The organism is Formosa sp. S-31 (assembly GCF_051172795.1).
Classification (GTDB): domain Bacteria; phylum Bacteroidota; class Bacteroidia; order Flavobacteriales; family Flavobacteriaceae; genus Formosa.
Genome location: NZ_JAENDK010000002.1, coordinates 380,725 through 400,513, shown reverse-complemented (window position 1 = coordinate 400,513; position 19,789 = coordinate 380,725). Strand labels below are relative to the sequence as shown.

The window sequence follows — 19,789 nt, the reverse complement described above, 5'->3', positions numbered from 1 at the left end:
GCATTATATTTAGTACCCGAAAATTAGTTTAAATGAGAAGCATGAAGAATACGATTGCAGAGCGCGTAGCAGACTTTATAAAACATTTTCCTCCTTTCGATTTGCTTAGCAAAGAGCAATTGCTGGATATTTCTAAAGAAGTTAAAATTAAATATTTAGATAAAGAAAACACTATTTATCGAGCTAATACCGCCTTGCATGATCAGTTTTATATGATTTATAAAGGTGCTGTTAAACTTAAAAAAGTTATTAATGATAAATTAGAAACTATCGATAAGTTTGACGAAGGTGATGTATTTGGTCTGCGCCCTCTTTTTGCTCATGAAAATTATGCTATTACTGCGATTACCGAAGAAGAAACCATTTTATATTGTATTCCTATTGATATTTTTAAGCCTATTATTGAACAGAATAAGCAGGTTAATCAATATTTAATAGAGAGCTTCGCTTCTAATACCGAGAATCCGTTCTCTAACGAATTTGAAAAAAAATTACATCTGGACGATGAAGTTAAACTGGATTTTAGCAAAGAATTGTTCGAAATGCAACCGGTACGTCTGGTAAAAAATGTAGTAACTACAAAAAAAGAAACCTCTATTAGAGAAGCGGCTAAATTAATGAGCACACATAATGTGGGATCGATAATTATAGAAGAAAAAGAATGCCCTATTGGAATAATAACCGATAAGGACTTAAGAATTCGCGTTGCTACAGGTGACTATGCTATAGACGATACCGTTGCTGCTATAATGAATAGTCCTGTTTTGTGTTACAACAGAAACATTACCATTGCTCAAGCGCAAATCACGATGATGAAACATAAAATAAATCAAATCGTGGTAACCAAGGACGGTACACCTCACAGTAAAATTGTCGGAGTGTTTTCAGAGCACGACATTATTGTTATGAAAGGAACCAACCCTTCGGTATTGATGAAAGCTATTAAACGCGCAAACTCTACTAAAGAATTAAAACGCATACGTGAAAAAATAATGATGTTACTGGAAGGTTATATTCAGCAAAATATACCACTTACCCACATTAACAACATTATTTTCGAATTAAACGATGCAACCATTAAACGCGTAATAGAACGTTGCATCGACAAATTAGATCAGGCGCCTCCGGTAAAATTTGCCTGGATGTCTTTGGGCAGCCAGGGAAGAAAAGAACAGTTGTTACATACCGATCAGGATAACGCCATTGTTTTTGAAAATGTTGATGCGGATCATCTTGAGGAAGTAAGAACTTATTTTTTAACTCTTGCTAAAAAAGTTAATAAGCGCTTAAAGAATATTGGTTTTGCCTATTGCCCTGGAGAAATGATGGCCAAAAACCCTAGATGGTGTTTAAGTTTAGAGGAATGGGAAACCCAGTTTAGCGACTGGACAAAAGAAACGGGTGACGACGAATTATTATTGTGTTCTATATTCTTTGATTTTGATATAACTTATGGAGATGCTGCACTTACAAATGCTTTGTCTGACCATATTATGGAAATCACCAGAAACAATATGATCTTCTTGTCAAAACTAGGCGCCAGTTCTCTACGCAGTCCGTCACCTTTAGGATTCTTCAGACAGTTTTTAGTTGAACAGGATGGAGAACATAAAGATTTCTTCGACTTAAAGAAACGTGCTATTATGCCAGTTACCGATGCTGGTCGATTATTAGCTCTGCACTATCAAACCAAAAATATTAACAATACCGCAGAGCGTTTTGAAAAGTTTGCAGAGCTAATGCCTGAAGATAAAGAGCTGTTTTTATCCTGTTCTTACGCTTCTAAAGCCTTATTAAAATTCAGAACTAAACACGGATTACTTAACAACGATAACGGTCGTTTTATCGCTTTGGCTGAACTCTCTAAAGAAGAGAAAATGAAACTAAAACGTTGTTTTAAAGCCATAGCCAAAGTTCAGGAACTTATAAAACTTAAATTTAATCTAAAGAATTTTATATGATTCGGTGGCTTTTCAGTAATCCAGAACAAAAATCCTATCCCGACTATTGGAAGCGCTACGAAGCCTTATTTGATGAACCTAAAGAAACTGAAATACCAACAACAAATTTTGTCGTTTTAGATACAGAAACTACAGGCTTCGATTATAATGCAGACCGTATGCTATGCATAGGTGCATTAAAATTGCTGAATAATGAAATAGATTTAAAAGACGTTTTTGAAATCTATATTAAACAGGATTATTTTAATGAAGAAACGGTAGCTATTCACGGTATCATAAAAAATGAAAAATTTAAAACCTACACCGAAGAAGAAGCTATTATTCTGTTTTTAGATTACATTAAAGATGCGGTATTAGTAGCGCATCATGCCTTTTTCGATATTACTATGATTAATGAGGCCTTAAAACGCCTGGGCTTACCACGATTAAAAAACCGGGTTTTAGATACTATGGATGTCTATAAAGCTACTCGTATTAAATCGAATCTAATCGATCAGAAAAAAAGGTATACTTTGGACGAAATTGCCGAAAATTACGACATCGATGTTTCCGATCGTCATACTGCAGCAGGAGACGCCTTAATTACTGCTATTATTTTTGAGCGTGCTGTTCAGGAACTGATAAAGACCAAAAACTATACTCTTAAAAACTTATTTAAACTGTAATTAATTTCTTAATTCTTTACAGTTTACGTAAACTCATCATATTTCTTATATTTACTATAAGAAAAACGTTCACGATGAGTAAACCGTTCAATATCGTTGTAAATTCTCACCATCAATTTAAGTTAAATGCAAATCAGTTAACGGATTTTGATGTTGTAGAAATTTCACCTAAACAGTACCATATTTTAAAAGAGCATACCTCCTATTCGGCTGAAATAACAGCTTCAGACCAGGAACGTAAATCCTATACGGTAAAAGTTAATAATAGCAAATATGAGGTTGTCATTCAGGATGAACTGGATGTTCTTATTCAAAAAATGGGCTTCGAGCAAAGTGCTTCAAAGCAGATAAATAATATAACTGCTCCCATGCCAGGTCTTATTCTTGAAATCCCAATATCTATAGGCCAACAAGTTTCTGCTAACGAAACTCTTCTTGTTCTTGAAGCCATGAAAATGGAAAACAGTATAACCGCTCCTCACGAAGCAACAGTAAAAACCATAAATATAGCCCAGGGCGATGCTGTGGATAAAGGTCAACTTTTAATAGAACTGGAATAGTATGATACAGAAAATTTTGGTGGCCAACCGTGGAGAAATTGCCCTGCGTATAATGAAAACAGCTAAAAAAATGGGAATAAAAACCGTTGCTGTATTTTCTGAAGCAGATCGAGAATCACCACATGTAACTTATGCCGACGAGGCTGTTTGTATTGGTGAATCACCTTCTAATCAATCCTATCTTTTAGGTGATAAGATTATTAAGGTAGCCAAAAATTTAAAAGCAGATGCCATACACCCAGGATATGGATTTTTAAGTGAAAACGCCGAATTCGCAGAACAGGTAAAAGCGAACCAGCTTATTTTTATAGGTCCGGATGCTCATGCGATTAAAATTATGGGAAACAAACTCGCCGCTAAAGAAGCGGTTAAATTCTACAATATTCCCATGGTTCCTGGAACGGAAGATCCTTTAGACGATATTGCTGAAGCCAAAGCAATTGCAGAAAAAATAGGATTCCCCATTCTCATAAAAGCAGCTGCTGGCGGTGGTGGTAAAGGTATGCGCATTGTAAAAAATATTCAGGAGTTCGAAATACAAATGGAACGCGCCAAAAGCGAAGCACTTTCTGCCTTCGGCGATGGTTCTGTATTTATAGAAAAATACATTGCTTCTCCTCGACATATAGAAATCCAGATTTTAGCTGATTCTTTTGGACATACTGTGCATTTGTTTGAACGGGAATGCAGTATACAGCGCCGCCATCAAAAAGTCATAGAGGAAGCGCCTTCTACTGTGTTAACTCCTAAATTACGTGATAAAATGGGTGATGCTGCTATTCATGTAGCTAAAGCCTGTAATTATGTCGGAGCCGGAACAGTTGAATTTTTACTAGACGATCAGAACAATTTCTATTTTCTGGAAATGAATACCCGACTTCAGGTCGAACATCCCGTAACCGAGATCATAACAGGTCTGGACCTGGTAGAGCTTCAAATTAAAATCGCGAACGGTGAAGACATCCCTTTTATTCAGGCTGACCTGGAAATTAGTGGGCACGCTTTGGAATTAAGAGTATATGCAGAAGATCCACTTAATAATTTTCTACCTAGTGTTGGACTTTTATCTACTTATAAACTCCCAAAAGGCGACTATGTAAGAGTCGATAACGGCTACACTCAGGGAATGACTGTTCCTATTTATTACGATCCGATGCTTGCTAAATTAATCACTTATGGTGCTACGCGTGAAGAAGCTATTTTAAATATGTTAAATGCTATTAATGATTATAAAATAGACGGAGTTGAAACCACCTTACCCTTTGGTGAATTTGTGTGTAACCATCATGCTTTTCGCACCGGTAATTTCGACACCAATTTTGTAAACATGTATTATGCTCCGGAATTAATTGATAAAGCTACCGAAAAAGAAGCCAGAATAGCGGCTTTAATAGCCTTAAAACAATATCTTAAAGATATCAATCAACTTAAACTTCCTAATTGATTCAAACTGAAATGGACGACAAAATAAAACAACTAAACGATAAGCTAAATCTGGCGCATTTAGGAGGAGGTAAACATCGTATTGAAAAACAACACAAGAAAAAAAAGCTAACGGCACGAGAACGTATAAATTATTTGCTGGACCAGGGCTCTTTTGAAGAAATAGGTAATCTTGTTACTCATCGCTCTACAGAATTTGGCATGGACAAAGAGTTGTATTATGGCGATGGTGTAATTACGGGATACGGTACAATACATAAAAGACTCGTTTATGTTTTCGCTCAGGATTTTACGGTATTTGGAGGTTCTTTATCGGAAACCCATGCAGAGAAAATATGTAAAATTATGGATAAGGCTTTGCAAATGGGAGCGCCTCTTATCGGTTTAAACGATTCAGGTGGAGCGCGAATTCAGGAAGGTGTTCGGTCTCTTGGTGGTTATGCCGATATTTTCTTCAAAAATGTAAAAGCATCAGGAATAATACCTCAGATTTCAGCGATTATGGGCCCCTGTGCCGGTGGTGCTGTATACTCTCCGGCTATGACCGATTTTACTATTATGGTTGAAAATACCAGTTATATGTTTGTTACCGGGCCTAATGTAGTGAAAACAGTAACCAATGAAGATGTGACTTCAGAAGATTTGGGCGGAGCACACACACATGCTACCAAATCCGGAGTTGCTCATAAAGTATCTCTAAACGACATTGCATGTCTGGAGGATATTAAAACGCTTTTGAGTTATCTGCCTCAAAACAATACAAAAACCCCTGAGAAACTACCGTTTGTGTTACAGGATGAAATTCGCGATGAACTAAGCCAGCTGATTCCGAAAAATGCCAATAAACCTTACGATATGCACACCGTAATAACCGGCATTATTGATAAAGACAGTTTTTTTGAAATCCATAAGGAATATGCCGACAATATTATAGTGGGCTTTGCCAGACTCGGTGGACGTAGTATCGGTATAATAGCAAATCAGCCCATGGTACTGGCCGGCGTTTTAGATGTTAACAGTTCTAAAAAGGCAGCGCGTTTTACACGATTTTGCGACAGCTTCAATATTCCGCTTTTAGTTCTTGTAGATGTGCCTGGCTTTTTACCGGGGACCGACCAGGAATGGGATGGTATCATTTTAAACGGAGCCAAACTACTATATGCCCTAAGCGAAGCCACAGTACCTCGTGTTACTGTTATTACCAGAAAAGCTTATGGTGGGGCTTATGATGTAATGAACTCAAAACACATTGGAGCCGATATGAATTTTGCCTGGCCTACAGCCGAAATAGCTGTTATGGGTGCAAAAGGTGCCAGTGAAATTATTTTCAAAAAAGAAATAAATGAAGCCAACGACCCGGCAAATAAACTTAAAGAAAAGGAAACAGAATATGCCGATACCTTTGCTAATCCCTATAAAGCCGCACAACGCGGATTTATAGATGAAGTTATTGTGCCAAAAGACACCCGCCGTAAACTATTAAAGGCATTCAGTATGCTTGAAGATAAGCAGGTTGATTTACCTAAGCGAAAACATGGAAATATACCGCTTTAAACTTTAATCCGATGTTTTTTATCCTTTTTGGCTTTATATAACGTATTTAGAATGAGGGCTATAATTATCATAGAAATCCCAAGGAGGCTCCAGGATGTATATACTTCACTAAACAAGGACACGCCGAGTAGCATAGTGAAAATAACTTCAACATACTTAAAAGGAGCCACCACACTGGTCTTAGCCCCCTGAAACGCTTTGGTCATAAATAATTGTCCAAAATATCCGAAAACACCTAACAAAAATAAAAACAGCCATTCAAAACCTTTGGGAGTTACCCAGTTATTAATGGACAACACACCTCCAAAGAGTGTCGCTATTACCATAAAGTAATTAACCACTACTACGGGATGTTCGCTTTTTCCTATTTTATTGATAATAACATAAACAGTTCCACTGGTTACTGATGCGATTAACACTAAAATCAATCCATAAGTATTGACCTGAGTGTCTAAACCTTTCAAAATAATAACTCCCAGAAAGGCAATGATAAAAAACAGCCACTGTAATTTCCATATTTTTTCTTTCAGGAATAACACGGCGAAAATAGCAGCAAAAATGGGAGCCAAATATCTAAGCGATACAGCAGTGCCTATGGGTAAATATTTGGTAGACATGAAAAACAAAGTCATGGAAGTGACTCCGGCCACTCCTCTTAATATAAGCAAGCGCTGATTATTCCCTATTAAAGGAATACGGTTTTTCAATAAAAATCCAAACGTAAAAAAAAGTGAGCTAAACGATCTGAAAAACACAATCTGGAATGCATTAATGTCTTCTAAGTATTTTACTGTGGCATTCATACAAGCAAAGGCCATAGTGCTTAAAATCATTAATTTAATAGTTTGTTTTACAGGCATAGTTTTACTTAATCATTTTCTGAAAAATACAAGTCAAAAGTATATAATATTGTTTTACATTTCCGAAAAACACCCGTTTATTAATCCAGCACTAAACCAAATCGTATCACGATTAAAAACTTTTCCACCAGGCCGTGTCATCTGGATTATTTAGTTTTACAATAATCTCCTCTCCTATTTTTGGAGTTTCTACTGCAAGATTAAGACTTTGAGCTGCTTTTAAAACCCGGGTTACAGGCTCATCCCATTCGTGCATTGCTAGTTTAAATGCCCCCCAGTGAATTGGAATAATCCGGTTTGCATTTAAATCGACTCCTGCCTGTGCAGTTTCTTCCGGATACATATGAATGTCATGCCATAGCGTATTATACTGCCCACATTCCACTAAAGCCAGATCAAACGGACCAAACTCTTCGCCAATAATTTTAAAGTGCTTACTGTAGCCACTGTCTCCACTAAAGAAAATCTTCTCTTCTTTGGTCTGAATTATCCATGAGCACCAAAGTGTTTTTCCTCTGTCTGAAAAACCACGACCAGAAAAATGTTGTGCCGGTGTACAGACAAAGTTTAAGTCAAACAAAGTTGTATCCTGCCACCAATCCAGTTCTATAATTTTATCTTCTGGAATTCCCCAGGCCTTTAAGTGGCCCCCGACACCTAAAGGCGTATAAAACAAATCAACTTTGTTCTTTAAAGCTTTTATAGAATTGTAATCTAAATGATCGTAATGGTCATGAGATATTAATACAGCATCTATTTTTGGAAGATCTTTAATATCAATTGGTAACTCGTCGCTAAAACGTTTGGTTCCTAACCAGGGATGCGGTGCAGGAACTTCACCAAACATCGGGTCAATAAGAATATTTTTTTTATTTATTTGTAATAAAAAAGTTGAATGCCCATACCAGAATAGTCGGGAACTTCCTTTGTAATCCATTAATTCAGTTGGATTAACCTTTGCTACGGGAATTGGAGTATCAGGAATGGTAAATTTGGGAGGATTAAAATATTTAAGCATGGTTTTACTCATATCTCCAAAACTCATATTTACGTCTGCTCCTGTTTCGTTTACAAATTTCCCATTTTTATACTGTTTGGATTCTGCATATAACTTTTGTTGTTCCAGACTTGGTTTTCCTCCAAATTGCGGACTTAAATATAAAAACAATATGGTGATAGTGCTTATTAATAAAATTGTGATTCCTATAGTCATTGCAAGTTTTTTTAATATGTTCCTTATCATTTTTTATCGAATAAATATTCGTAAACTAAGCTTTAATCGCATCCCATATACAGGTAAACATGATATCTGTATCGGTTTCGGTTAATGTCAATTGCTTATTTTCTATCATTTTTACGGTTTGTAATAAAAACGATTCCATAATACCAGACAGGATTATACTATCTATATTTTTAATTAATCCTTCAGTTTTTCCTTTTTCCAGAAGGCTAATTCCTATTGAAGATTTCAAGTCCCTTATAGCCTTGGGAATTAAATCATAATACGGTGAAGTTTTAACCTGCATTATAAAATTAATCTCTTTCGCATTATTAATCCAAAAGTTGAGATAAAACACCCAAAACGCCTTTAATTTAAGCTTATATGGTAAATTTTGATTAAGTATCTTTTTTGTATCTGCAGTAGTTGTTTCAATTAATTCACTGGCAATGCTAAGTATTAAATCGTCTTTATTTTTAAAATAGACATACAAAGTAGATGGCGATAAGTTTACAGCTTTAGCTATCTGTGCCATTTTAATACCTGCAAACCCCTTATTGTACACAACGGTTAGTGTTTCTTCAATAATGGCCAATCTTTTTGTATCGTCTTTTAGTTTCATATGCAAATATACCTATAAACGAATAAATATTCGATTATAATCTTTAGTTTAACATTCTTAACACTATATGACTTGTATATTACCAGAAAATTCAGGGAAGATATTCCATCAAAAATTCGGGATCATCAAGCTTCAAATTGGAACCTTTAAAAATGATTTATTATGTAATTAAAAATTCAATAATTTAACGATATAATAATTGCGAAAACGACATAAAAATGTATCAAAACACAGTTGATTTTCTTAGGATTAAAAAAATGATAAATAAAAGTTTAATTGTCTAGTTTCGCATATAATTCATACAAATTTTATTTAATTTAGTCTTTTAACCAATAACAAAAACAGAGTACTATTAATCAAAACTAAGCTGGCTTTTTTTAAATCCGAACTAGTTTTTATATAACACCATGTATGGCATTAAAAGTTGTAATTTCTCATAAAACGACCTATAAATACGACCGAAAAGTATCGCTTTCCCCACATATTTTCAGACTTAGACCTGCACCGCATTCCAGAACGCCTATAGAATCTTATTCCATAAAAATAACTCCGGAAAACCAGTTTTTTAACTGGCAGCAGGATCCATTTGGAAATTATATGGCACGTCTGGTTTTTCCTGACAAAACAGATGAATTATCTATTGACGTAGAAATCATAGCCGATTTAACGACAATAAATCCTTTTGATTTCTTTGTTGAGGATTATGCAGAGGATTTTCCCTTTGAATATGAAGACACCATTAAAAAGGAGTTAATACCATATATGGAAATTACAGATGAAGGCCCTTTGTTAATGAAGTTTTTAAAAACAATAGATTATACTCCAAGAAAGACCATTTATTTTTTAATAGATATAAACAGGAAAATCTACGAATATTTAAACTATAATATTCGTATGGAACCCGGAGTACAATCCTGTGAAGACACCCTTCAATTAAAAAGTGGTTCCTGCCGTGATTTTGCATGGTTATTTGTTCAGACCCTTAGACATCTTGGCTTTGGTGCCCGATTTGTTTCTGGTTACCTTGTGCAGTTGAAATCTGATGAAAAGTCACTGGATGGACCTTCCGGTCCAGAGCAGGATTTTACAGATTTACATGCCTGGGCCGAAGTGTATATTCCTGGAGCTGGCTGGGTAGGTTTTGATGCTACTTCGGGATTATTGGCTGGAGAAGGTCATATCCCATTAGCCTGTACACCGTCTTTTGAAAGTGCTGCCCCAGTTTCGGGTATGACAGATGTTTGTGAAACGGAATTCTTTTTCGAAAATTCAGTTAAGCGTATATTCGAATCCCCGCGGGTAACAAAACCCTATACCGAAAAGCAATGGAAGGAAATTTATAAACTCGGATTTAAAGTAGAAAAACAACTTGAAAAGGGAGATGTAAGATTAACTATGGGAGGTGAACCCACATTTGTATCAATCGATGATATGGAGTCCGACCAATGGAATACTGCTGCCGACGGAGAACATAAACGTGAGTTAGCTGGAGACCTCTCTAGACGCTTGTTGGAAAAATTTGGAAAAGGCGGAATGTTGCATCATGCACAGGGCAAATGGTATCCTGGCGAACCGTTACCAAGATGGCAAATAGAATTGTGCTGGCGAAAGGATAACAGACCAATATGGTATAACAAAAAGTTGCTGGCTGCTTATTTATCAAAACCGGTTAAACTCCCAAAAGCTGCCGATAAGATATTTCTGGAAACGCTTACTGAATACCTCGGTATTACAAAAAAGCATATTCTACCGACTTACGAAGATGCCTTTTACTTTTTATGGGAACAGGGAAATTTGCCTGTTGATGTAAATCCCGGAGAAGATAAGGATGCTACACTGGTACAAAAAAAATTAAAGGAAATACTGGATAAAGGTACCGATAAAGCTGTAGGTTACCTGTTACCTTTAAATTATACGGAAGAGCAATGGTTTTCGAGCGCATGGACCTTTAGACGTAATCATTTGTTTTTAACACCAGGCACCTCACCTATCGGACTGCGGTTACCTATAAACTCATTAATGTCCAAGCCGGAGCATGAATTGTTTCCTGTTTACGAACCCGATTTATTTACGAAGAAAAAAAGGCTTCCAAGTTTTAAAAATAAAGTTGTAAAACGTCATAAAACGTTTCTAAAAAAGGGACTGGACTCAAACACGCCAAATTATTTTGTTAGAACAGCTATTTGCTCAGAAATCAGAGATGGCAAATTGTTCCTGTTTCTGCCACCATTAGAATCTGCCGAAAGTTATTTAGATCTTATTGCTTCAATAGAATTAACAGCTAAGGCATTAAAAATACCTGTCGTTTTAGAAGGTTACGAGCCACCTAAAGATAATCGTCTGGAATCCTTAAAAATCACCCCGGATCCCGGCGTAATTGAAGTTAATGTACATCCGGTTACCAATTGGAATGATTTATGCGAAAATACGTTTACACTTTATAATGAAGCCAAACAGGCGCGTTTAGGAACTGAAAAATTCATGCTGGACGGTAAGCATACTGGTACAGGAGGAGGAAATCATGTTACCCTTGGGGGAACAACACCAAAAGACAGTCCGCTGCTACGCAAACCAAGTTTACTTAGGAGTTTATTAACTTTCTGGCAACATCATCCCGGTTTAACCTATTTGTTTTCCGGTGCTTTTGTCGGACCTACAAGTCAGGCTCCAAGAATTGATGAAGCCCGCTTAGATAATTTATACGAACTGGAAATCGCGTTTAATCAAATTCCTAAAAACGGTAAAGTACCATTTTGGTTAACCGACAGGCTCTTTAGACATTTGCTTACCGACTTAACGGGAAATACACATCGCGCCGAATTTTGTATAGACAAACTGTATTCACCAGATTCGTCTTCCGGACGTCTCGGAATATTGGAACTAAGAGGTTTTGATATGCCGCCTCATCCACAAATGAGTCTGATGCAAATGTTACTGGTAAGAGCACTTGTAGCCTGGTTCTGGAAAAAACCATACGAACACGATCTGGTACGTTGGGGCACTGAGTTACACGATAAATTTTTAATAGAACACTATGTTCGAGAAGATATTAAAGATGTAGTTGCACAATTAAACAGAGCTGGTTATGGTTTTAAAGAGGATTGGTTTGATCCATTCTTTGAATTCAGATTTCCGTTACATGGCATGGTTGAAGTTAATTCCATTCACCTGGAGTTGAGAGCCGGTATAGAACCCTGGAATGTTTTGGGTGAAGAAATGACTGGTGGAGGAACTGCGAGATATGTAGATTCTTCTTTGGAGCGTCTACAGGTGAAAGTTACAAATTTTGTTGAGGAGCGTTTTGTTTTAACCTGTAATGGCGTGAAAGTACAACTGAATAATACCGGTGTTAAAGGCGAATACGTCGCCGGAGTAAAATATAAGGCCTGGGATCCGTATTCTGCCTTACACCCTACAATACCTGTAGATACCCCTTTAGTTTTTGATATCGTAGATACCTGGAACAGACGTTCCATTGGCGGTTGCACTTATTTTGTTTCGCATCCGGGTGGTAGATCTTACGACACCTATCCTGTTAATAGTTTTGAGGCCGAATCCAGAAGAATAAATCGTTTCTGGGAATTTGGTCATACACAGGGAGAAATTGACCCTGTTGAAAGTATTAATGTGGAAACCGAAAGCCCAAATAGAAGCGTTCATGAAAAAGGAAGCTCCAAACGCTTTAGATTTAAAGAATTACCTGTTAACTTTGAATTTCCTTATACTTTAGATTTAAGAAAAAAATAAGGGGACGCTCTCATGGAAACGAAAGGACATACTATTTTCCAACATTATTTTAAAGATTTTAGTAATTATGATGAATTGCTGAAGTCTGACCTCACTATTAAATCCGACTGGGAAACCCTTTTAAAAAACCTAACCGATATTGGCGGTGATGCCTTAAAGGAGAAGCAGGCCGACATCGATTGGTTACTTGCGGAAAATGGAGTAACTTATAATGTTTATAATGATCCTAAAGGATTAAACCGACCGTGGAATTTAAATGTTGTTCCTTTTATTATTCATCAGCGTGAATGGGAAAAAGTAGAAAAAGGTATTCAACAGCGATCTGAAATTTTGAACCTTGTTCTAAAAGACCTTTACGGAAAAAGGGAGCTCCTTAAAAATGGTATAATTCCACCTGAAGTTATTTATGCTCATCGCGGATTTTTAAGATCTTGCGATCAGATTCAATATAAATCATCTAAACATTTATTAATTCATGCAGCCGATCTGGCCCGTGGTCCGGACGGAAGAATGTGGGTGGTTAACGACAGAACTCAAGCGCCTTCAGGGATGGGCTATGCTTTGGAAAACAGATACTCTACAGGTAGAATTATTCCTGAATTATATTCAGATATTAATGTTTTACCACCATCTAATTTCTTCAACGATTTTAACCAGTTGTTGTTCAGTACTGCACCAACAAATAAGGCTAATCCAACCATAGTGATCCTTACCCCTGGTCCGCATAACGAAACCTATTTTGAGCATTCTTACTTATCATCCTTCCTTGGCTATCCTTTAGTAAAAGGAAATGATTTGGTAGTAAGAGAAAGTAAAGTGTGGCTTAAATCCTTAAACGGTTTAAAACAGGTCGATGTCATTTTAAGACGAGTTGACGATGTATTTGTCGATCCTTTGGAGTTAAGAGAAAATTCATATTTGGGAGTTGCCGGTTTACTGGAAGCTGTAAGGCAGCAAAATGTCGCTATAGTAAATCCTATAGGTAGCGGGGTTTTGGAAAATCCGGGTCTGATTCCTTTTATGGAGAATATTTGTAAGTATTTCTTAAAAGAAGACTTAATTCTGCCTCAAATAGCCTCCTGGTGGTGCGGACAGAAAAAAGAAAGAGATTACGTTGTAAATAATTTAAAATCGTTCGTGGTTAAACGGATTGATCGTTCACACAGAGAAAATATATTTTTCTGTGAATTTTATACAAAAAAGGAATTAGATAATTTAAAAGCTAAAATCTTAGCTAATCCTTGCCAATATGTGGCACAGGAAAAGATTTACTTTTCCACGGCTCCAAACCTGGTTAACGGCAATCTGGAACCAAGAAAGATTGTATCCCGTACCTTTTCAATAGCCAAAGACAAAGGTTATAGTGTTATGCCGGGAGGATTAGTGCGGGTGGCCGCAGAACGGGAAGAACTTTTTGTATCCAATCAACGTGGAGGAACAAGTAAAGATTTTTGGGTTATAAGCGATAAAAAGCAGCAGACCATTCATTTGTATTCCTGGAATAAAAGTCTGTATAATTACACTTCGAATATTAATGATGTCTCGAGCTACACAGCCGAAAATCTATTCTGGTCCGGTAGATATCTGGGGAGAACCGTTTTAACAGCCCGGTATATTCGAATGATTTTAAACCAGATGACCAACGTGCAATACAACGTACGAAAACCGGAATCTGAAAGTTTAAATATTTTATTTCAGTCATTAACCAGTATTACTTCAACCTACCCCGGATTTATTGGAGACAAGAAAAACTTATTAGATCCGTTGAAAGAAATTCAAAATATTGTGATGGATGAAACCCGTATGGGGACTTTTGCCCAAACATTAATAGGTTTAAGTAATTCAAATTATACCTTGAGAAATCTGTGGTCTAAAGATATGTGGCGTGTTTCGGAAGATATTCAGAAACTATGGCGAAATTTCAAATCAGAAGACACTTATTCCATACCTTCACTTACTAAATTTTTCGATAAAATAATTACCCGACTTATTGCATTTATGGGATTAACCGAGGAAAGTATATTGGTTAAGCAAGGACTTCTCCTCTACTTTATTGGTTTGCAACTGGAGTCGGCAACCATGACTATTTCTAAGTTTAGGTCTTTGGTAATTGTAGAACAGGATGAAGAGCTTGAATACGAAATTCTGGAAGGCTTATTGGCCAGTCACGAAAGCTTAAATATTTACCGGTATAGTTATCAGTCCTATTTAAGTCTGGAAAATGTAATTAAACTCCTTTTACTGGATAAGGATTATTCACGTTCCTTAACCTATCAAATCCATCGTCTTAAAAAAGATATCGATCAATTACCGAATCTAAAGAATGACAAGGTTACAAGTTCACAAATTCAAATCAATAAGGCATTAGAAACCATACAGAACCTTAATCTAAACTCTTTAATGGAGGTAGATAAGGAATCTGGAATGTATTTGAATTTAGAACAGATGTTATCCGAATTAAATGACATTTTATTTGAAACATCTTTAGCTATATCCGATACTTATTTTAATCATTCCTATCAGCAAAAGCAGTTGGTTAATCATACAAAATAATTATTATGATTTTCGATATTTCACATACTACCAAATATAATTATGAAAATGGCGTATCTTTTTGTCAGAACTTAGCAACTCTAAAACCTAAGGATTTTAAAGGACATCGCTTACTGGATTACCATTTGAAAATTAGCCCGACTCCGGTTGAACAATCTGAACGTATTGATTTTTTTGGAAATACTATTACCCGATTTTCAATTCAGCAATTTCATGAAGAATTAATTGTTACTGCTAAAAGTAGAGTTGACCGAAACTACGACTTAGAAATTGAAGATATCAATATGTCTTCCCGGAAGCTTGTGACCGTTGCATTGGCCAAAAAATTACTTTTAAGTATAGAACCCGATATTTTAGAGGCCCGTCAGTTTTCGCTTTTGTCTCCCTTAATTTCGAAGATTGGTAGTGACATTAAAAGTTATGCAGAAAGTTCTTTTAAACCTGACAGACCATTATATGATGCGGCTTTTGAATTGATGCAACGCATTTACACCGATTTCGATTTTGTTCCGGGCTTTTCCAATATAGCGACACCTTTAGATATGGTTATGAAAGAAAAAAAAGGAGTTTGTCAGGATTTTGCTCATATTGCAATTGCTTGCATGCGCTCTATAGGTTTACCTGCCAGATATGTTAGCGGATATATAGAAACTATTCCTCCTCCCGGAAAAGAAAAGTTAGTGGGAACAGATGCATCTCACGCCTGGTTTTCTGTATTTATACCAACATTGGGATGGTTTGATTTTGATCCTACAAATAATCAGATTCCAAAAAATCAACATATAACAGTGGCACATGGCAGAGATTACTACGATGTGCCACCATTAAAAGGAATAATTTATACCACCGGTAAAAATGACATGGACGTTTCTGTTGATATCAGGCCTGCTACAAATTCATTAGAAATTCAGAAATAACGATACTTGCATTTAGTAAATGAATTCTGTTTTTTTAGTAGAATTTATAATAACCGAATTAGAAATATTGAAATAATCTTCTTCAAGTTTTTCTGCTATGGTTTCCAGTTTTGTTACAAGAGAACCAATACAGCTTTCTAAATCATCGTCTATTTCTTCTATAAGTTTAAAATCGTATTCACATTTCATTTTTGCAATTAAAAACGATGCAGATGTATTCGATACATGTTTTTGCTTGGAAATAATGGAAATGTATTTATTGATTTCATTTAGACAATTTTTTATCGAGCGCGGACATTGCTTATTCAAAATAATAAATTCTAAAGCCGATTGACGCTTAGGTGTTTTCTTATATAATCGTCGCATCATATCGTAAGACGAAACACATTTTAACAACGTACTCCACTGATACCCCCTATTATCGCTATCTGTACTATACATATCTTTTTCGGCAGAAGCATCACTAACCTTAGAATTTATAATACGACTCACCTGCATGGCGCGTTCCAGATAAATCCCCAACATAATTATGGCATAAACCTCGTCGTGAAGTAAGGTGCTCCTGATTTTAGTTCTTATCCCGGAAGTCGCATCGGTGACTAAAGTTGTTAAATCGTATAAACCATTTCTTAAATAGGTATCTACAGGATAATTTTTAACCTCGTTTCTGATTTTGTTTATCGATTCAAACAATTCTGTAGAAATTAAGTCCCTCGAACTTCTGGCATTTTCATAGGCATTGGTAATAGAACTTATTATAGAATACGGTACATTTTTATTTAATCCTACATTATAAAGCACATCTTCTTCCTTCAATTCTATTTCCGGGTCAATAATATCGTTGGCGCTCATATACATAATGGATCTAAATACAAATTGACGCGATTGAGACACATCGTCGGGTGCGTCCAAAGAAGAAAAATAATTAACATTTAGATAGCGCGCTAAATGTTCGGAACGTTCTATATATCGTCCCATCCAAAATAAATTATTTGCAACTCTTGCTAACATACTACTATTTTTATTTTAAAACCCAGGTGTCTTTAGACCCTCCACCCTGAGAAGAATTCACTACTAAATTTCCTTTTTTAAGAGCTACTCGGGTTAAGCCCCCCTTTAATACATACTCTTTGTCTTTTCCTAGCAAAGTAAAAGTTCTAAGATCTACATGTCTTGATTCAAAAGATTCTGTTTCATGAACAAATGTAGGATGCGTAGACAGGCTCATTATAGGTTGAGCTATGTATTTTCTGGGCTCGGCTTTAATTGTGGTTTTTACTTTTTCTATTTCCTCTTTGGTTAATTTATTACCTATGGAAATACCGTAACCTCCAGATTCATCCACCGGCTTCACAACCAGTTTATCAATATTATTAAGTACATAATCAAGTTCCTTTTTTCTGCTGCAATGATAAGTGTGTACGTTATTTAAAACAGGCTCTTCTCCTAAATAATATTGTATAATTTCCGGCATATAGGTGTAAATGGCCTTATCGTCAGCTACACCGGTTCCAGGAGCATTTACAAGTGTAACATTTCCTTTTTGATATACCGAAAATAAACCCGGCACTCCTAAAAGAGAATCCTTTTTAAATACCAGTGGATCTATAAAAAGATCGTCTACACGTCTGTAAATCACATCTACTTTCTCTAATCCGTAAATAGTGCGCATATACACAAAGTCATTCTCTACGATTAAATCGCGACCTTCTACAAGGACAACTCCCATTTGTTTGGCCAAGAACGAATGTTCGTAATAGGCGGAGTTGTAAACCCCCGGTGTTATAATAACACAAACAGGATTATCGACTCCCGAAGGTTTTACAGATTCCATGGTTTCTAAAAGATTAGCACCGTAATCTACAACTGTGTGAGTTTTATATTGATCAAAAACCCCAAACAAAGCGTGTTTTACAGCCTGACGATTACCAATGACATAACTAACACCCGAGGGGCAGCGTATGTTATCTTCCAAAACATAATACTCTCCATCACTATGTTTAATAAGATCGGTTCCGGAGATGTGATTGTAAACACCTTCAGGCGGATTTAGACCTTTCATTTCAGTGAGGTAATTTACTGAAGAGTTTATTAATTCAATTGGTACAATTCCCTGTTTAATTATTTTCTGATCATGGTAAATATCCCATAAAAACAGATTAAGCGCTTTACTACGTTGTAAAACACCTTTTTCTATGGTACTCCATTCTTTCTGATTTATAATTCGCGGAAATAAATCGAAAGGAAAAATCTTTTCCTGGACTTCTGTTTCGCCATAGACCTGAAACGTAATACCTAAATTAAAAAAGGAATCTTTAGCGCGTTTATTTAAATGCTCAAACTCTTCTACCGAATAGGTTCGGAACAGATTAAACAAGGTTTTATAAATATCCCGGATTTCATTATTGTCTTTAAACAATTCATCATAAAATCTGGAATCGTAATCATAGGATGAAAATAATGGTAATTTTTCAAGCGTTTTCAAATTATTGGTCGTGTTAATTTAATAGGTTTGTTGAATAAAAATACATCTATTTATTAGGATTACCAATATACGAGAGCGTAGAATTCTGTCCCCTTCAATCAATATTATTAAAATGATAAATTATAAGTAAAGCAATTTTTATTCATGCAATTTTCTGGCTTTATTTTTAACTATTTGTTATTTACCTAAAAGGATTTAATACTAAGAGACACCATCTTTTTAATTCATTGGTCATGCTGTTAATTATCTTTCAAAACGGTATCTTCGCGCCATGTGGATATATTTAGGACTTCTGTCGGCATTATTCTTAGGTTTACATAATTTATGTAAAAAACATGCGGTTCAAGATAATGAAGTATACCCAGTGTTACTTGGGACAACTTTTGCCGGATTTTTAACCTTATTGCCTTTTTTTATACTTTCAAAATACAGTCCGGAACAAGCCAAATCCATAGGTTTATATATTAATTCTATTCCATGGGAAAAACACGGGTTTATATTTTTAAAATCTCTTGTTTTGGCGGTGTCCTGGATTTTAGCCTATCAGGCTTTAAAACATTTACCTATTACTATAGTAACGCCTATACGTTCGGCCGGCCCTTTTTTTACATTTATTGGCGCATTGGTACTCTATAAAGAACAGCCCAACACCTGGCAATGGTTGGGATTTTTTATCATTATATTTTCTGTAATTGGCTACTCACGAGTCGGTAAAAAAGAAGGTATTGATTTTAAAAGTAATAAGTGGATATTTGCTATAATAGCGGCTACATTTTTAGGCGCTTCTACCGGGTTATACGATAAATTTTTAATTCAGTATTTAGAATTACAACCGCAGACTTTGCAGTTCTGGTTCTGTTTTTACATTGTATTAATACTGTTAATAATCTTACTTTTTATTTGGTTTCCTAAAGCAGAAAAGCGTAAGGCATTTAAATTCCGCTGGAGTATTCCCGCCGTGGGCGTCTTATTGCAAACTGCCGATTATTTTTACTTTAAGGGATTACAGGATCCGGAGGCTTTAATCATGCTGCTTTCGGCTATAAAACGAAGTCAGATTCTTATTGCTGTAATTCTTGGTGGCTTGATTTTTAAGGAAAAAAACAAACGAAAAAAACTACTTCCACTTTTTGGAATTTTATTGGGGGTTGTTTTAATTCTATATGCAACATAAAAAAAACGACTGGAAGATTAACCAGTCGT

The 19,789-nt window shown here is 35.8% G+C and carries 14 protein-coding genes; 9 read left to right on the top strand and 5 right to left on the bottom strand.

Annotated elements, in window-relative coordinates; all coding sequences use genetic code 11:
- Window positions 1-41: 41 nt before the first annotated feature.
- From I3217_RS01955 to I3217_RS01935, 5 genes are all read left to right on the top strand, one after another.
- On the top strand, window positions 42-1,961 hold the full coding sequence (locus tag I3217_RS01955; RefSeq protein WP_435048043.1) for a DUF294 nucleotidyltransferase-like domain-containing protein: 1,920 nt from the start codon (window positions 42-44) through the stop codon (window positions 1,959-1,961).
- The gene (locus tag I3217_RS01950; protein WP_435048042.1) at window positions 1,958-2,626 is read left to right on the top strand and encodes a 3'-5' exonuclease; all 669 of its coding nucleotides are present in this window, start codon (window positions 1,958-1,960) and stop codon (window positions 2,624-2,626) included. The genes I3217_RS01955 and I3217_RS01950 overlap by 4 nt, the downstream gene beginning before the upstream one ends.
- Before the next feature lie 74 nt (window positions 2,627-2,700).
- Window positions 2,701-3,186, top strand: coding sequence for a biotin/lipoyl-containing protein (locus I3217_RS01945; RefSeq protein ID WP_435048041.1), 486 nt, complete (start codon window positions 2,701-2,703; stop codon window positions 3,184-3,186).
- 4 nt (window positions 3,187-3,190) lie between these two features.
- Window positions 3,191-4,630 carry an acetyl-CoA carboxylase biotin carboxylase subunit gene (locus I3217_RS01940; RefSeq protein ID WP_435048553.1) on the top strand — a complete coding sequence of 480 codons (1,440 nt, stop codon included), beginning with the start codon at window positions 3,191-3,193 and terminating at the stop codon, window positions 4,628-4,630.
- An 11-nt stretch (window positions 4,631-4,641) separates the two neighbouring features.
- A complete protein-coding gene (locus tag I3217_RS01935; protein ID WP_435048552.1) occupies window positions 4,642-6,183 on the top strand; it encodes an acyl-CoA carboxylase subunit beta in 1,542 nt (513 codons plus the stop codon).
- Here I3217_RS01935 and I3217_RS01930 read toward each other — a convergent pair.
- The 3 genes from I3217_RS01930 to I3217_RS01920 all read right to left on the bottom strand — a co-directional run bounded on the left by I3217_RS01930 (window position 6,180) and on the right by I3217_RS01920 (window position 8,884).
- Window positions 6,180-7,043 carry a DMT family transporter gene (locus I3217_RS01930; RefSeq protein ID WP_435048040.1) on the bottom strand — a complete coding sequence of 288 codons (864 nt, stop codon included), beginning with the start codon at window positions 7,041-7,043 and terminating at the stop codon, window positions 6,180-6,182. The two genes, I3217_RS01935 and I3217_RS01930, sit on opposite strands and share 4 nt — an antisense overlap.
- Window positions 7,044-7,155: 112 nt before the next feature.
- On the bottom strand, window positions 7,156-8,256 hold the full coding sequence (locus I3217_RS01925; RefSeq protein ID WP_435048039.1) for an MBL fold metallo-hydrolase: 1,101 nt from the start codon (window positions 8,254-8,256) through the stop codon (window positions 7,156-7,158).
- Between the two features lie 55 nt (window positions 8,257-8,311).
- On the bottom strand, window positions 8,312-8,884 hold the full coding sequence (locus I3217_RS01920) for a TetR/AcrR family transcriptional regulator (RefSeq protein ID WP_435048038.1): 573 nt from the start codon (window positions 8,882-8,884) through the stop codon (window positions 8,312-8,314).
- Between the two features lie 411 nt (window positions 8,885-9,295).
- Between I3217_RS01920 and I3217_RS01915 the strand changes: the two genes are divergently transcribed.
- From I3217_RS01915 to I3217_RS01905, 3 genes are read left to right on the top strand one after another with little or no spacing between them, the layout of a single operon-like run.
- Window positions 9,296-12,631: a DUF2126 domain-containing protein gene (locus I3217_RS01915; protein WP_435048037.1), complete on the top strand. Its 3,336-nt coding sequence runs from the start codon at window positions 9,296-9,298 to the stop codon at window positions 12,629-12,631.
- Between the two features lie 12 nt (window positions 12,632-12,643).
- Complete coding sequence (locus I3217_RS01910; protein WP_435048036.1) at window positions 12,644-15,184, top strand: circularly permuted type 2 ATP-grasp protein; 2,541 nt, start codon at window positions 12,644-12,646, stop codon at window positions 15,182-15,184.
- A 5-nt stretch (window positions 15,185-15,189) separates the two neighbouring features.
- Window positions 15,190-16,101: a transglutaminase family protein gene (locus I3217_RS01905; RefSeq protein ID WP_435048035.1), complete on the top strand. Its 912-nt coding sequence runs from the start codon at window positions 15,190-15,192 to the stop codon at window positions 16,099-16,101.
- 12 nt (window positions 16,102-16,113) lie between these two features.
- On the opposite strand, the gene I3217_RS01900 is transcribed toward I3217_RS01905, so the two are convergent.
- Together I3217_RS01900 and I3217_RS01895 are read right to left on the bottom strand one after the other, a co-directional pair.
- Window positions 16,114-17,112, bottom strand: a complete 999-nt coding sequence (locus I3217_RS01900) for an alpha-E domain-containing protein (RefSeq protein WP_435048034.1) — start codon at window positions 17,110-17,112, stop codon at window positions 16,114-16,116.
- A 10-nt stretch (window positions 17,113-17,122) separates the two neighbouring features.
- A complete protein-coding gene (locus tag I3217_RS01895; protein WP_435048033.1) occupies window positions 17,123-18,586 on the bottom strand; it encodes a circularly permuted type 2 ATP-grasp protein in 1,464 nt (487 codons plus the stop codon).
- Window positions 18,587-18,857: 271 nt separating this feature from the next.
- Here I3217_RS01895 and I3217_RS01890 point away from each other — a divergent pair, with 271 nt between their 5' ends.
- A complete protein-coding gene (locus I3217_RS01890; RefSeq protein ID WP_435048032.1) occupies window positions 18,858-19,760 on the top strand; it encodes an EamA family transporter in 903 nt (300 codons plus the stop codon).
- Window positions 19,761-19,789 lie beyond the last annotated feature (29 nt).